This window comes from Kitasatospora sp. NPDC006697 (assembly GCF_042869935.1).
Lineage (GTDB): Bacteria > Actinomycetota > Actinomycetes > Streptomycetales > Streptomycetaceae > Kitasatospora.
On sequence record NZ_JBIAGU010000008.1, the window covers coordinates 145,071 to 158,491 of the forward strand.

A 13,421-nucleotide genomic window follows, 5' to 3' on the forward strand; every position below is an offset into this window, starting at 1 on the left:
CGAAGCCGAGGCCCGGGTGAGGTGTGCCGTGTTCGGGTTGTTCCGCCACCGTACGTACCGCCGTCTCTTCGCCGCCCAGGTGGTCGCGCTGACCGGGACGGGCCTGGCGACCGTGGCGCTCGGCCTGCTCGCCTACGGGCTGGCCGGGGCGCGGGCCGGGGAGGTCCTGGGCACGGCGCTGGCGATCAAGATGGTCGCCTTCGTCGGACTGGCGCCGCTGGTCGGCGCCCAGGCGCACCGGCTGCCGCGGCGGGTGCTGCTTGTCGGGGCCGACCTGCTGCGGGCCGGCACGGCGCTGGCGCTGCCGTTCGTGGACCGGGTCTGGCAGGTGTACCTGCTGATCTTCGTGCTGCAGGCCGCCTCGGCCGCGTTCACCCCCGCCTTCCAATCGCTGATCCCCGAAGTCCTCACCGAGGAACGGGAGTACACCCGGGCGCTCACGCTCGCCAGCCTGGCCTACGACCTGGAGAACCTGTGCAGCCCCGCGCTGGCCGCCGGGCTGCTCGCCGTGCTGACCTACCACCAGCTCTTCTTCGGCACGGCGATCGGGTTCCTCGGCTCGGCGGCGCTGGTGGTCTCCGCGGCGCTGCCGAAGCCGGCCGCGCGGGAGGTGCGGGGCGGGGCGCTGGTCCGCTCCACCGAAGGCGCGCGGCTGCTCTGGCGGGTGCCCGGGCTGCGGGCGCTGCTGGCGCTCAACCTGGCGGTGGCGGCGGGCGGGGCGGTGGTCTACGTCAACACCGTGGTGTACGTGCGCGACCAGCTGCACCGCGCGGCAGGCGACGTGCCGTTCGCGCTCGGCGCCTACGGGGCCGGCTCGATGACCGCCGCCCTGCTGCTGCCCCGGGCGCTGGAGCGGGTCCGGGAGCGGACGGTGCTGCTCGGCGGCGGCTTCGCGGTCGCGGCCCTCTTCGGGCCGCTGGCGGTGCTCACCGTGGCTGCTGGGCACGGAAGTTGGCGGTGGCCGGCGCTGCTCGCGGTGTGGGCGGCGCTCGGCGCGGCCTGCGCGACCGTCAACGCGCCTGCCGGACGGCTGATCAGACGGTCCGTCAGTGCCGAGCGGCGGACCGAGGCGTTCGCGGCGCAGTTCTCGCTCTCGCACGGCTGCTGGCTGCTCACCTACCCGCTGGCCGGCTGGCTGGGCGCGACGGCCGGGCTCCCGGCGGCCGTGCTCGCCCAGGGCGGGCTGGCACTCGGCGCGGCGGTGCTGGCCGCGCGGTGGTGGCGGCCCGGCCGGGTGGTGCGGTTCGGGCTGCCGGTCGCGGCTAGGAGGGCGACTGGGTGACCTGCCAGAGGCGGCGGGGCAGGGCGCCCTCCTCGAAGGGCCGGACCTCGTGCAGGGTCCAGCCCTCGGCGAGGGTGTCGACCAGTTCGCGGGAGAAGAAGTGGACGGCGAAACCGCCGTGCTCCCAGACGTCGTCGCCGTGGTCGGTGCCCGCGCCGAAGTGGGCGTCGCCGGTGTGGCGGACGGTGTAGACGAAGGTGCCGCCGGGCCGGAGCACCCGGCGGACCTCGGCGGTCAGGGCGCGGAGCTCCCCGGTGCCGAGCGCCATGCAGAGCAGCATGTGCGCGAAGACGCCGTCCACCGAGCCGTCCGGCAGCGGCAGCGGCGCCCGCACGTCGTGCAGTAGGGTGCGCACCCGGTCGGCGACTCCCTGGGCGCGGGCCGCCCCGGCGAGCTGGGCCAGCCCGCCCGGGCTGAAGTCGGCGGCCGTGACGGTGAACCCGCGCCGGGCGAAGTGCAGCGCGTCGCGTCCGTGGCCGGCGCCGAGCTCCAGCAGCTCGCGGGCCCCGGCGGCGCCGAACACCTCGGCGGCGCGCAGTGCGGGCTCGGAGGGCTCCTCGCCGTACATCCCGGGGTGCTCGCCGTAGGTGCGCTCCCAGTGCTCCCGCTGTCCCTCGACCACCTGTGCCGCCTCGTCCGGGTGTGATGGATCCGCAGGTCAGGCTAGCCGACGGCGGGCCGAGTGCAAGCACCGCCGGGCTCAGCGGCTCCCCAGCGCCGCCTCCTCCAGGTCCAGGTCGCGCTGGAGCCGGCGCCGGGTGGTGTCGCTGATCCGGTGGGTGTCGTAGAGGTGGTGGAGCTCCGTGCCCTGGATCTCGATCACCTCGCGGCGCAGTTCGAGGTAGGCCGCGAGGGTGGGGGTGCCGGCGTCGGGTTCGGCGGTGTCCTCGGCGTGTTGGAGACGGGCCTGGAGGTTGCGCCGGACGCGGTCCAGCACGTGTTCCGGGGTGGCCTCCAACTCGGCCAGGGCGTCGAGGTGTTCGAGGCCCGCCTGGGCTAGCTGCCGGCGGGCCTGCTGCTCCTCGCGGGCGGTGTGCTCGGGCTCCAGGGCGAGGCCGGAGCGGGTGACCAGCGGGGCCAGGCTCAGCCCCTGGACGACCAGGGTGAAGACCACCACCGCCGTGGTCAGCACCAGGATCAGCGGCCGCCCCGGCAGCGGCAGCCCGTCGGCCGCCGTCAGCGGGATGGAGAGCGCGGCGGCCAGCGGCATCACGCCCCGGGTGCCGGCCCAGCTGACCACCCCGGCTATCCGCCAGGACGGCCGCCCGCCGCTGGGCCGCAGCGCGGTGGAGAGCGGCAGCATCCAGAGCACCCGCAGCCCCACCAGCAGCGTCGCCACGGCCAGCGCCTGCAGCGGCCACATCCCGGTCCCGGCGGGCAGCTCGCGGACCATGGTGGGCAGTTCCAGGCCGACCAGGCTGAAGACCACGCTCTCCAGCAGGAAGATCACCACCGCGTACACCGCGTGCAGCTGGAGCCGGATCCGGGCGTCGCTGTGCCGGTGCCCGGAGCGCCCGAGCAGCACCCCGGCGACCACCACCGCCGTCACCCCCGAGGTGTGCGCGCCCTCCGCCAGCACGTACGCGCCGTACGGGGTGACCAGCGCGATCACCGTCTCCAGCACCGGATCGGCGGTCCGCCGCCGGATCAGCGTGACCACCGCCGCCACCGCCGCGCCGATCGCGCTGCCGCCGCCGGCCAGCAGCACGAACTCGCCGAGCGCGCCGGGCCAGCTGAACGCGGAGGCGGCCACCGCCACGGTCACGGTGACCCGGAAGAGCACCAGTGAGGTGGCGTCGTTGAACAGGCTCTCGGCCTGCACCAGCACCTGCACCCGCCCCGGCAGGGCGAGCCGGCGGCCGAGCGCGCTGACCGCGACCGGGTCGGTGGAGGCCAGCACCGCGCCGAGCACGAAGGCCATCGGCAGCGGCAGCGGGGTGAGCGCGGCGGCCAGCCCGGCGACGGCCGCCGCCGAGCAGAGCACCAGGCCGAGCGCCAGCACCGTGACGGGTCGCCAGACGGTGCGCAGGTCGCGCAGCGACAGTTCCTCCGCGCTGGCGTACAGCAGCGGGGGCAGCACCACCAGGCCGATGGTCTCGGGGGCGATGTGCAGCGGCGGGGTGCCGGGCACCAGGGCGACGGCGAGCCCGGCCAGCACCAGCAGGGAGGGCGCGGGAATCCGCCATCGCCGGGCACCGGTCGCGACACTCGTCGCCAGTACCACCAGGAGCAGGACCGTTCCGACCGCGCGCATGGACCGAGACCTCGGGCTTCCGCTCTCGGGGTCCCCCTCGGCGGCTGCCGCAGTCCGTCCCCCGGCCGACCAGACTTCCCGGCACACCGATTGCATATTTTAGCAAGTTCTTACTGCGGCGATCAGGGCGGGTGAAGGAGCCGTCAAAACCGGGCGGGTTCCCGTAGACCCCGCGTCAAGGCCGCTGCGCGCACCCGGCCGCGCGGCGTGCACTGGGAGGGAGCAGGCCGCACAGGCGGCAGCCCGGACCGAGGAGCAGCCGATGACCACCGTCGCCACCGCGCCGACCGCCGACCCGCGCCACAGCGCCCCCGGCTCCCCGTGGCCGGCCTCCGCCCGGGCGCTGCCCGGCGGCGAGCTCGCGATCGGCGGGGTCGGCCTGGCCGACGCGGCCGACCGGTTCGGCACCCCGCTCTACCTGCTGGACGAGGCCGAGCTGCGGACCCGCGCCCGGGCCTACCGCACCGCGCTGCCGCACGCCGAGGTCTGCTACGCGGCCAAGGCCTTCCTGTGCAGCGCGGTGGCCGACTGGGTCGCCGAGGAAGGACTGGGTCTGGACGTCTGCTCGGCCGGCGAGCTGCGGCTCGCCGCCGCGGCCGGGTTCCCGGCCCAGCGGATGATCCTGCACGGCAACGCCAAGAGCCCCGAGGAACTGCGGCTGGCGCTGCGACTGCGGGTCGGACGGATCGTCATCGACGGCCTGGCCGAGATCCCCAGGCTGGCCGCGCTGGCGGTGGCGGAGGAGCCGCAGCGGGTGCTGGTCCGGGTGCTGCCCGGGGTGGCGGCCGGCCACCACGCGGCGGTGCGGACCGGGGTGGCCGGTCAGAAGTTCGGCTTCCCGATCGACGGCGGCGACGCGGCCGAGGCGGTCCGCCGGGTGCTCGCCCAGCCCGGGCTGCGGCTCGCCGGGCTGCACTGCCACCTGGGTTCGCAGATCACCGAGGTGGCGCCGTTCCTGGCCGCGATCGACCGGATCGCCGCGCTGCTGGCGGGCATCCGGGCGGAGCACGGCGTCGAACTGCCCGAGCTCGACCTGGGCGGCGGCCACGGCGTGGCCTACCGGCCCGGCGAACCCGAACTGGACCTGGCGGACTTCGCCCGGCTGGTCACCGCCCGGCTGGCGGCGGCCTGCGCGGAGCACGGACTGCGGGTGCCCCGGCTGCTGGTCGAGCCCGGGCGGGCGGTGGTCGGGCCGGCCGGGGTGGCGGTCTACCGGGTGCTGGCGGTGAAGCACGGCACCGACGGGCGGGTCTTCGCCGCGGTGGACGGCGGGATGAGCGACAACCCGCGCCCCGCGCTCTACGGCTCCCGCTACACCGCCCGGCTGGTCGGCCGGGCCAGCACGGCGGCCCCGGTGGCGGTGGACGTGGTCGGCCGGCACTGCGAGGCCGGCGACGTGCTGATCCCCGACGCCGAGCTCCCGGCCGACCTGCGCCCCGGCGACCTGCTCGCCGTCCCGGTGGCGGGCGCCTACCAGCTGTCGATGGCCTCCGGGTACAACCTGGTCGGCCGCCCCGCCGTGCTCGCCGTGCGGGACGGCCGGGCCCGGCAGCTGATCCGCCGGGAGACCGTGGAGGACTTCCTGCGCCGCGAGGTGGGGCGCTGAGACGGCCCCTGACTGATCGTCAACTGATCTCGGAACGGCAGTTGAACGGCGGTGGACCGCGCCCGGGCGGCGCGGCCCACCGCCAGTCGGAAGCGGATCAGATGGTGACCGGGCTGACCTTGACGCCCGTCACCGGAGCCGCCGGGGTGAAGTTCTCGTTGATGGTGGCCCGGGCGGTCGGTGCGCTCGACACGGCACAGACGATCGGCTCGAGCAGGGTGCCGTTGGTGCTGCCCTCGTTGACCCAGAGGCCGACGCACTCCGGGCTGAGCCAGGCGTTGTACGGCTCGGTGATCACCACGTAGCCGGTGGCCTGCACGCTGCCGTTGCTCTGCGGACAGAGGGTGACCTGGCCGTAGCCGAGGCTCGGGTTGGAGGGGTTGTAGGTGGTGCACGCGGCGGGGGTGGCGGCCTGCGAGGCGGGGGCGGCGAGCAGGAGCAGCGAGCCGGTGACGGCGGTGGCGGCGAGGGCGTGGATGAGGCGCATGTGACGGTTCCTTCGGTTGTCTCGTGAGGATCCTGTCCGGACAGGAGATGCGGAGCGACGCCTTGGTGAGAAGAACACGTATGCGATCCAGGTGGCCAGGGACGGCCGGCTGAACACCGGGGTTGCGGCACTTTCCGGCCAAATCCGCGCGGCCCGGCACCGCCCGCCGCGAGTGGACCGCTGCACCCGGTCGGCAGTGGTCTGGAGCACTCCGGGGCCGCTTCGCAGACTTGGGGCGAGGACCGGAGGAGATCCGCTGGGCGGCAGCTGGACGGCCGGCACCGGAGAGGGAGGGCGGCCGTGACCTGGGTGGACGCCGGTGATGCGGGCGGGCGGGTGCCGGGCCCCGCGGTGCTCGTCGGATACGGGCGGGCCGGGCGGGAGTTGCACCACCGGGCGCTGCGGGCGCAGTTCGGCGACCGGCTGGAGGTGCTGGTGGTCGATCCGGCGCTGCCGCAGGCGCCGCAGGGCGTGCCGGTGCTGCCCACGGTGGCGGCCGCGGCCGCGCGGGTACCGGTGGCGCAGGCGGTGTTCCACGTCACCACCCCGCCCGCCGTGCACCTGGAGTGCGTGCGCGAGCTGGTGGCGCTGGGCGCCCGCCGGATCGTGCTGGAGAAGCCGATCGCCCCGACCGCCGCGGAGGCACGGGAGTTGGAGCGGCTGGGCGAGGTGGCCGAAATCCTGCCGGTCAGCATCTGGCCGAGCAGCCGGATCACCGCCCGGGTCCGCGAGCTGATCGCGGCCGGCGAGATCGGCGAACCGGTCTCGCTGCACATGGAGCAGAGCAAGCCCCGGTTCGCCCGTACCGCCGCGAACCGCGCCCATGACACCGCCTTCGAGGTGGAGATGCCGCACCAGGTGCTGCTGGCCCTGGAGTTGGGCGGTCCGGCCCGGCTGCTCTCGGCACTGCACTGGCCGCTGCCGCTGCCCGACCGGACGGTCCCGGCGATGGGCGGCGCGCTGCTGCGGCTGGAGCACGCCGACGGGCGGATCAGCACCCTGCTCAGCGACCTCACCGCCCAGGTGCGCCGCCGCCACCTGCGAATCACCGGCACCCGGGGCGAGCTGCTGGCCGACTACCCGGTGAGCGGCGAGGACCCGTACGGCCAGCTGCGGATCGCCGGCCGCCCCGGGCGCGAGGTGATCGAGGACGCGCCGCTGGACCAGTTCCTGGCCGCCGCCTACGCGCGTTTCGCCGACGCCTCTGCTCCGGCGCCGGGCAGCCTGGCCGAGCACCGGCGCACCATCGACCTGCTCGCCGAAGCCCGGGAGACCGCCACCGAATGGCCGCTGGAGGTGCCGGCATGATCCGGATCGCCCTGATCGAACCCCGCTCGGCCGGCTGCGCGCTGATCGACCGCGCCGCCGAACTCGGCTGGCAGCCCGTGGTGCTGACCGCCGACCGGGAGGAGCGCCGGGTGCCCGCCCGCCACCTCGGACTCGCCGCCGAGGTGCACCGGATCGACACCAACGACGATGCGGCGGTGCTCGCCCTGCTGCGCACCCTGCACGCCGACCGGGCCTTCCACGCGGTGCTGCCCGGCTTCGAGCACTACGTGCCGCTGGCCGCCGCGGCCGCCGCCGAGCTGGGCCTGCCCGGCCTGTCCGCCGGCACCGCCCGCACCCTGCGGCTCAAGCACCTGATGCGCGAGGCGGTGGCCGCCGCCGGCCTCCCGCAGCCGCGCTACGCCGTGGTCGCCGCCGAGTCCGAACTCGCCGCCGCCCTCGCCCTGGTGGGCTTCCCCTGCGTGGTCAAGCCGGTGGACCAGTCGGGCAGCCTGAACGTCCGCCGGGCCGACGACCCGGAGCAGGCGCTGGCCGCCTTCCGGGCCGTGCACGACTACGGCACCGGCTACCTGGGCCGCCGCGGGCTGCCCCTGGTGCTGGTCGAGGAGTACATCAGCGGGCCGGAGTTCAGCGTCGAGGGGTTCGTCGAGGACGGCCGGGCGCAGGTGCTGGCCGTCACCGAGAAGCTGCTCGGCCCGGAGCCCTGGTTCGTCGAGACCGGCCACCTGCTGCCGGCCCGGCTCGGCGAGGCGGACCGCCGCGAGACCGAGCAGTACGCACTCGAGGTGGTCGCCGCACTCGGCCTCCAACTCGGGCCGTTCCACCTGGAGCTGCGCCGCTCGGCGGCCGGTCCGCGACTGATGGAGCTGGGCGCCCGGCTGCCCGGCGACCGGATCCCGGATCTGCTGCGGCTGGCCGGCGGCGGCGACCTCTACGAGCTGGCGCTGCGCTGCCACGCCGGCCTGCCGGTGGCCCGCCCGGTGGCCCGGCCGACCGCGCAGGCCGGCATCCGCTACCTGCTCCGGCCCGAACTGACGAGCTATCAGAACCTGTTGGTGGAACCGGAAGTGACCGCGGACCCCCGGGTGCGCGAGGTCGGTGCGCTGATCGAGCCGGGCCGGCCGATCCCGCCGCCCGGCAGCTCGGCCGCCCGGCTCGGCTACGTGCTGGCGGCCGCGGCCGACCACCCCTCCACCGTCGAAGCCCTCGACCTGGCCGAGCGGGGCCTGCGGTTCGAACCGCGCCCCCCGGCCGCCCCCACCCGATTGGAGCCCCGCATGGGACGGCACGTCCTGGTGCTGAACCGCTGGAACAACCGGTTCGCCGAGTACCACCGCTACCTCGACCACCGGGCCGACCGGGTGAGCTACCTGACCACCGAGGCCGGCGCCGGCCCGCTGGACGCCGCGCAGGCCGAGCGGATCGTCGTGCTGCCCGACCTCGCCGACCGTGCCGCCGTGCACGCCGCGGCCGCCGAACTGGCGGCCGAGACCGGCCCGTTCACCCATGTGCTGGCGCTCTCCGAGTTCGACCTGGAGCTCGGCGGCGAGCTGCGCGAGCGCCTCGGCGTGCCCGGCAAGCGGCCGGCGGAGGTGCGGCTGGTGCGCGACAAGGTGGTGATGAAGGCCGCGGTGGCCGCCGCGGGCCTGCGGGTGCCGACCAACCGTCCGGTGGAGACCGCCGAGCAGGTCCGCGAGTTCGCCGCCACCGACGGCTACCCGTTCGTGCTCAAGCCGCGCGGCGGCGCCGACAGCCAGGGCGTCCACGTGATCGGCGAACCCGCGGACCTGGAGCGGGTGCTGGCCGCCGGCGAGGACCTGACGGGCTACCAGTGCGAGGAGTTCATCGACGGCAACCTCTACCAGGTGGACGGCGTGGTGGCCGGCGGCGAGCTGCGCACCATCCGCAGCTGGCGCTGCGTCGGCTCCTGCCTGGACTTCGCCACCGGCACCCCGTTCGGCTCGGTGGTCAACGACGACGCCGAGTTCGAGGCCCGGGTGGTGGAGTTCGCCCGCGGCGTGCTCAAGGCGCTGGACCTCACCGACGAGGTCTTCCACCTGGAGGTGTTCCGCGCCAACGGCACCGACGAGCTGGTCTTCCTGGAGATCGGCGCCCGGGCCGGCGGCGGCCAGCTGCGGTTCGTCTGGGAGGAGGTCTACGGGCTGGACCTGATCGAGGCCTCCGTGCACGTCCAGCTCGGCCTGGAGCGCGACTACCCGACGGCCGAGGTCGGCGGCGAGGTCGGCGGCTACCTGATGATGCCCGAGCCGCCGGTGCGGCCCTGCGTGGTGCACGAGGTCTCCTCGCTGCTCGCCGAGGTGCCGGAGGTCTACGCCGAGGCGCTGCCGCCGGCCGGCACCGTGCTGGACGGCAACGGCGGGGCGGTGCACACCGCCGGCGCCTACCGGTTCCGGGCCGCGAGCTCGGAGCAGATCCGGCAGGCCATCGACGTCGCCGTCAAGCTCTACCGGATCGACTGGTCGCCCGTGGCGGACGGGGATCTCGATGGCTGAGACGCAGACCCTCGCTCAGGTCGGCGCACCCGTCAAGGCCGAGACGCTCTGGGGCCACCGGGACTTCCTGCGGCTGTGGGCCGGGCAGAGCGTGGCCCTGTTCGGCGCCCAGGTCACCCTGCTGGCGCTGCCGCTGACGGCGATGCACCTGCTGAACGCGAGCCCCCGGCAGCTCGGCCTGCTCAACTCGCTGGAGTACCTGCCGGTCGCCTGCGTCACCCTGCTGGCCGGCGTGCTGGCCGACCGGGTGCGCCGCCGCCCGCTGCTGATCGCCGCCAACCTCGGCCGGTGCGCGGCGCTCGCCCTGGTGCCGATCTGCTACTGGGCCGGCCACCTGTCGATCGGGCTGCTCTACCTGGTGGCCTTCGGCACCGGCCTGTTCACCGCCCAGTTCGACGTCGCCTACCAGGCCTACCTGCCCACCCTGATCGAGCGCCGGCTGCTGGTCGAGGGCAACAGCAAGCTGCAGTCCAGCCAGTCCATCGCGCAGACCGCCGGACAGGGCCTGGGCGGCGTGCTGATCCAGCTGCTCACCGCGCCCGTCGCGGTGCTGGTCAACTCGCTGGCCTACCTGTTCTCGGTCGGCTCGCTGGTCGGCATCCGGCAGACCGAGCCGGTGCGCGAGCGCACCGGGCGCAGCATCCGGGCGGAGATCGCCGAGGGCCTGCGGGTCACCCTCTCGCACCCCGTGCTGCGGGTGGTGATGGCCGAGAGCGCCTGGTTCAACCTGCTCTGGGACGTGGTCCTGGTGGTCATGCCGCTGTACGCGATCCGCTCCCTGCACCTGGGCGACGCGGGCCTGGGCCTGGTGGTGGCGGCCGGCAGCGTGGGCGCCTTCGGCGGCTCGCTGGTGGCCAAGAAGCTCGGCCACCGGCTCGGCGCCGGGCGCTCGATGGCCTGGGGCATGGTGGTGGCCTGCGCCTTCCTGCTGCTGCTCCCGGCGGCCTCGGACGGCGGCGTGCTCGGCGTGGTGCTGCTGGTCACCGGCTACGTCGGCAACGGCTTCGGCATGACGGTGTTCAACGTGCACTCGGTGGCGCTGCGCCAGGCGCTGGTGCCGCCGGAGCTGACCGGGCGGGTCAGCGCCAGCTACCGGTTCGCGGCCTTCGCGGTGATCCCGGTCGGCGGGTTCTGCGGCGGGCTGCTGGCCGGCTGGCTCGGCCCGCGCACGGCGCTGCTGGTCACCGGGATCGGCCTGGTGCTGGGGGCGCTGGCGTTCCTCGCCTCCCGTGAGGTGCGGCGGGCGGCGGCGGAGTAGCGGGCGCGGTGGCGGCGGTGGGCGCCGCCACACCGTAGACCACGGCGGCGGTCACCAGCAGCGCCCCGAGCACCGCGCTCGGCCGCAGGCCGCCGGTGCCCAGCAGCGGCCCGAGCAGCACGGCGGTGATCGGCACCAGGCCGGCGAAGAGCCCGGCCCGGTCCACCCCCAGCCGCTCGACGGCCGCGTACCAGAGGAAGAAGGCCAGCGCCGTGACCACCAGGGTCAGGTATCCGAGCGCCAGCAGCTCGGTGGCGCTCGGCAGCCGCAGCGCGCCGGCCCCCTCGGCCGGCGCCGCGGCCAGCGCCAGCAGCGGCGCGGCCAGCAGCGCCGCCAGCCCGGCCAGCCGGCGCGGCCCCAGCGCGGGCAGCAGCGCCACCGCGAGCAGCGAGAAGCAGCACTCGCAGGCCAGCGCGCCCAGCGCCCAGAGCAGCCCGGCCGCCGAACCGCCGCCGAAGGCCTGCACCACGAAGACCCCGACCGTGCTGAGCACCGCGCAGACCGCGATCCGGGCCGACGGGCGCCGGCCGGCCCCCAGCGGCCCGGCCACCGCCAGCACCACCGGCGCCGCCCCGACCACCGCGCCCACCGTGGACGGTGAGGTGTACCGCACGGCGTGCAGCAGGCAGACGTTGAAGCCCGCCATGCCGGTGCCGGCCAGCAGCACCAGCCGGGCCCACTGCCGGCCGGCCAGCCGCGGCGGCCGCAGGGCGGGGCGCCGGCCGGCCAGCAGCAGGAGCAGCCCGGCCACCAGGTACCGCCAGGCCTGCCCGGCCAGCAGCGGATAACCCGTCAGCAGCGGGCTCACCGCGGCCGAGCTGCCGACCGAGAGCATCGCCGCGGCGCCGTACAGGCTGCCGCGCAGGGTGTTCGCCTCAACCGTCATGCACCGAACGTAGCGGGTGCCACCCGGTCCGGTGCCCGGTCCACTTCTGGTCCGGTCCACCGGACCACTTCCGTCAACACCGCCGTTCCGGCCACCGGCCGGAGCCGATCAGGGGAGTACGCAGTGTTCGTCAAGGTCTGCGGGTTGCGCACCGCCGAGGACGTGGCGGCGGCGGTAGCCGCCGGTGCCGACGCGGTCGGGTTCCTGCTCAGCGACAGTCCGCGCCGGGTGAGTGTGGAGCAGGCCCGGCGGCTGGCCGCCGAGGTGCCGCTGGAGGTGCTGACGGTGGCGGTCTACCAGGAGGAGCCGGCCGAGCAGGTGCGGGCCGAGGTGCGGGCCGCCGGGATGCGGGCGGTGCAGCTGCACGGCGCCCATCCGCCCCGGGCCTTCGCCGAGCTCGGCGACCTGGGGGTGACGCTGGTGCGGGCCACCGCCGCCGCCACGGCCGGGTCGGCCGAGTGCGGGGAGTTCGGCGAGGACCTGCTGATCCTGGACTCGCCGCGGCCGGGCTCGGGGGAGGCCTGGGACTGGTCGGCGCTGCGCGGGCGGCGGAGCGGCCGCTGGCTGCTGGCCGGCGGGCTGAACCCCGGCAATGTGGCGCAGGCGGTGGCCGGCGCGGACCCCTGGGGGGTGGATGTCTCCAGCGGGGTCGAGATCAGCCGGGGAGTGAAGGACCCGGAGCTGATCGCCGAGTTCGTCCGGCTCGCCAAGGCCGCGGGCTGACGGGTCGTCAGCCGAGCAGCACCCCGGTCCGTTCGGTGACCGGCAGTTCGCGCAGCGCCGGGCGGGCGCCCGGCGCTTGCTCGTCCAGCGCGTCCCGCACGGCGAATATCGCCGCGCTCAGCCCGGCCAGCGGCAGGCTGGAGTAGCCGACCACCAGCCCGGCCGGGCGCACCCCGGGGGCGAACTGGTAGCGCTGCGCCCCGTACACCAGCACCGAGCGCCGCAGTGCTGCCGCCACCAGCGCCGACTCGTCCACCCCGGCCGGGAGTTGGAGGAAGGCGTGGAGGCCGGCCGAGGAGCCGATCACCTTGGCCTGCGGCAGCTGCTGGGCCACCGCCTGCAACAGCACCTCGCGGCGCGAGCGGTAGCGCGACCGGACCCGGCGCAGGTGGCGGTCGAGCATGCCGGTGTTGATCAGCTCGGCGAAGGCCCGCTGGGTGATGCCGTCCGAGCCCAGGTCGTGCCGGGAGCGGATCCGGGTGAGCAGGTGGCTCAGGTGGTCGGGGATGACCAGCCAGCCCAGCCGCAGCCCGGGCACCAGGGTCTTGCTCGCCGTGCCGGCGTAGACGGTGTGGCCGGGGGCCAGGCTCTGCAGGGCGCTGGGCCGCGGGTGCGGCTCGAACCAGAACTCGCCGTCGTAGTCGTCCTCGATGATCAGGCCGTCCACCTGCTCGGCCCAATCGACCAGTTGGCGGCGGCGCTGCGGGCTCATCGTGATGCCGGTCGGGAACTGGTGCGCCGGGGTGACCAGGACGGCGCGCACGCCGCTCTCGCGCAGCCGGTCCACGTCGATGCCCTCGGCGTCCACCGGGATCGGCACGGTGTGCATGCCGCTCTGCTCGATGAACCGGCGCTGGCCGCTGTGGCCCGGATCCTCCAGGGCCAGGGTGCGGATGCCGAGCAGGGGAAGGGCCTCGCAGAGCAGTGACAGACCCTGCGCGAAACCGGCCGTCACCATCACCCGGTCAGGCGTGGTGCGGGCGTTGCGTACCCGACCGAGATAACCGGCCAGTGCCTCGCGCAGCGCGGGCAGGCCATTGACCAATGGATAATCCAGTTCGGCGGTGCCGGCCACCGCGAGTACCGACCGGTAGCACGCCAGCCATTCGACTCGGGGAAAATTCG

At 75.2% G+C, this 13,421-nt stretch carries 11 protein-coding genes; 6 read left to right on the forward strand and 5 right to left on the reverse strand.

All coding sequences use genetic code 11. The annotated features are described in order from the left end of the window. Positions 1-28 precede the first annotated feature (28 nt). Positions 29-1,282: an MFS transporter gene (locus tag ACFYNO_RS13610; protein WP_388010384.1), complete on the forward strand. Its 1,254-nt coding sequence runs from the start codon at positions 29-31 to the stop codon at positions 1,280-1,282. Here the strand turns inward: ACFYNO_RS13610 and ACFYNO_RS13615 are convergent. Beyond that, on the reverse strand, positions 1,263-1,904 hold the full coding sequence (locus ACFYNO_RS13615; protein ID WP_388010387.1) for a class I SAM-dependent methyltransferase: 642 nt from the start codon (positions 1,902-1,904) through the stop codon (positions 1,263-1,265). The two genes, ACFYNO_RS13610 and ACFYNO_RS13615, sit on opposite strands and share 20 nt — an antisense overlap. A gap of 78 nt (positions 1,905-1,982) precedes the next feature. Continuing rightward, positions 1,983-3,536: a Na+/H+ antiporter gene (locus tag ACFYNO_RS13620; RefSeq protein WP_388010390.1), complete on the reverse strand. Its 1,554-nt coding sequence runs from the start codon at positions 3,534-3,536 to the stop codon at positions 1,983-1,985. Between the two features lie 262 nt (positions 3,537-3,798). Here ACFYNO_RS13620 and lysA point away from each other — a divergent pair, with 262 nt between their 5' ends. Beyond that, positions 3,799-5,142, forward strand: coding sequence for a diaminopimelate decarboxylase (gene lysA / locus ACFYNO_RS13625; protein WP_388010393.1), 1,344 nt, complete (start codon positions 3,799-3,801; stop codon positions 5,140-5,142). 97 nt (positions 5,143-5,239) lie between these two features. Here lysA and ACFYNO_RS13630 read toward each other — a convergent pair whose 3' ends face one another. Continuing rightward, on the reverse strand, positions 5,240-5,629 hold the full coding sequence (locus tag ACFYNO_RS13630; RefSeq protein WP_388010396.1) for a hypothetical protein: 390 nt from the start codon (positions 5,627-5,629) through the stop codon (positions 5,240-5,242). A gap of 300 nt (positions 5,630-5,929) precedes the next feature. Between ACFYNO_RS13630 and ACFYNO_RS13635 the strand changes: the two genes are divergently transcribed. Genes ACFYNO_RS13635 through ACFYNO_RS13645 form a run of 3 tightly spaced genes read left to right on the forward strand, consistent with a single transcriptional unit; the run spans position 5,930 to position 10,687 of the window. Continuing rightward, entirely contained in the window at positions 5,930-6,937 is a 1,008-nt protein-coding gene (locus ACFYNO_RS13635; protein WP_388010399.1) for a Gfo/Idh/MocA family oxidoreductase, read from the forward strand. After that, a complete protein-coding gene (locus ACFYNO_RS13640; protein WP_388010402.1) occupies positions 6,934-9,429 on the forward strand; it encodes an ATP-grasp domain-containing protein in 2,496 nt (831 codons plus the stop codon). The genes ACFYNO_RS13635 and ACFYNO_RS13640 overlap by 4 nt, the downstream gene beginning before the upstream one ends. Then, positions 9,422-10,687 carry an MFS transporter gene (locus tag ACFYNO_RS13645; protein WP_388010405.1) on the forward strand — a complete coding sequence of 422 codons (1,266 nt, stop codon included), beginning with the start codon at positions 9,422-9,424 and terminating at the stop codon, positions 10,685-10,687. Before ACFYNO_RS13640 ends, ACFYNO_RS13645 begins: the two co-directional genes overlap by 8 nt. Here ACFYNO_RS13645 and ACFYNO_RS13650 read toward each other — a convergent pair. Beyond that, positions 10,611-11,573: a DMT family transporter gene (locus ACFYNO_RS13650; RefSeq protein ID WP_388010408.1), complete on the reverse strand. Its 963-nt coding sequence runs from the start codon at positions 11,571-11,573 to the stop codon at positions 10,611-10,613. The two genes, ACFYNO_RS13645 and ACFYNO_RS13650, sit on opposite strands and share 77 nt — an antisense overlap. A 123-nt stretch (positions 11,574-11,696) precedes the next feature. Here ACFYNO_RS13650 and ACFYNO_RS13655 point away from each other — a divergent pair, with 123 nt between their 5' ends. Further along, positions 11,697-12,296, forward strand: a complete 600-nt coding sequence (locus ACFYNO_RS13655) for a phosphoribosylanthranilate isomerase (RefSeq protein WP_388010411.1) — start codon at positions 11,697-11,699, stop codon at positions 12,294-12,296. Between the two features lie 7 nt (positions 12,297-12,303). Here the strand turns inward: ACFYNO_RS13655 and ACFYNO_RS13660 are convergent, their stop codons facing one another. Continuing rightward, a complete protein-coding gene (locus tag ACFYNO_RS13660) occupies positions 12,304-13,371 on the reverse strand; it encodes a PLP-dependent aminotransferase family protein (protein WP_388010758.1) in 1,068 nt (355 codons plus the stop codon). Between the last annotated feature and the right edge of the window lie 50 nt (positions 13,372-13,421).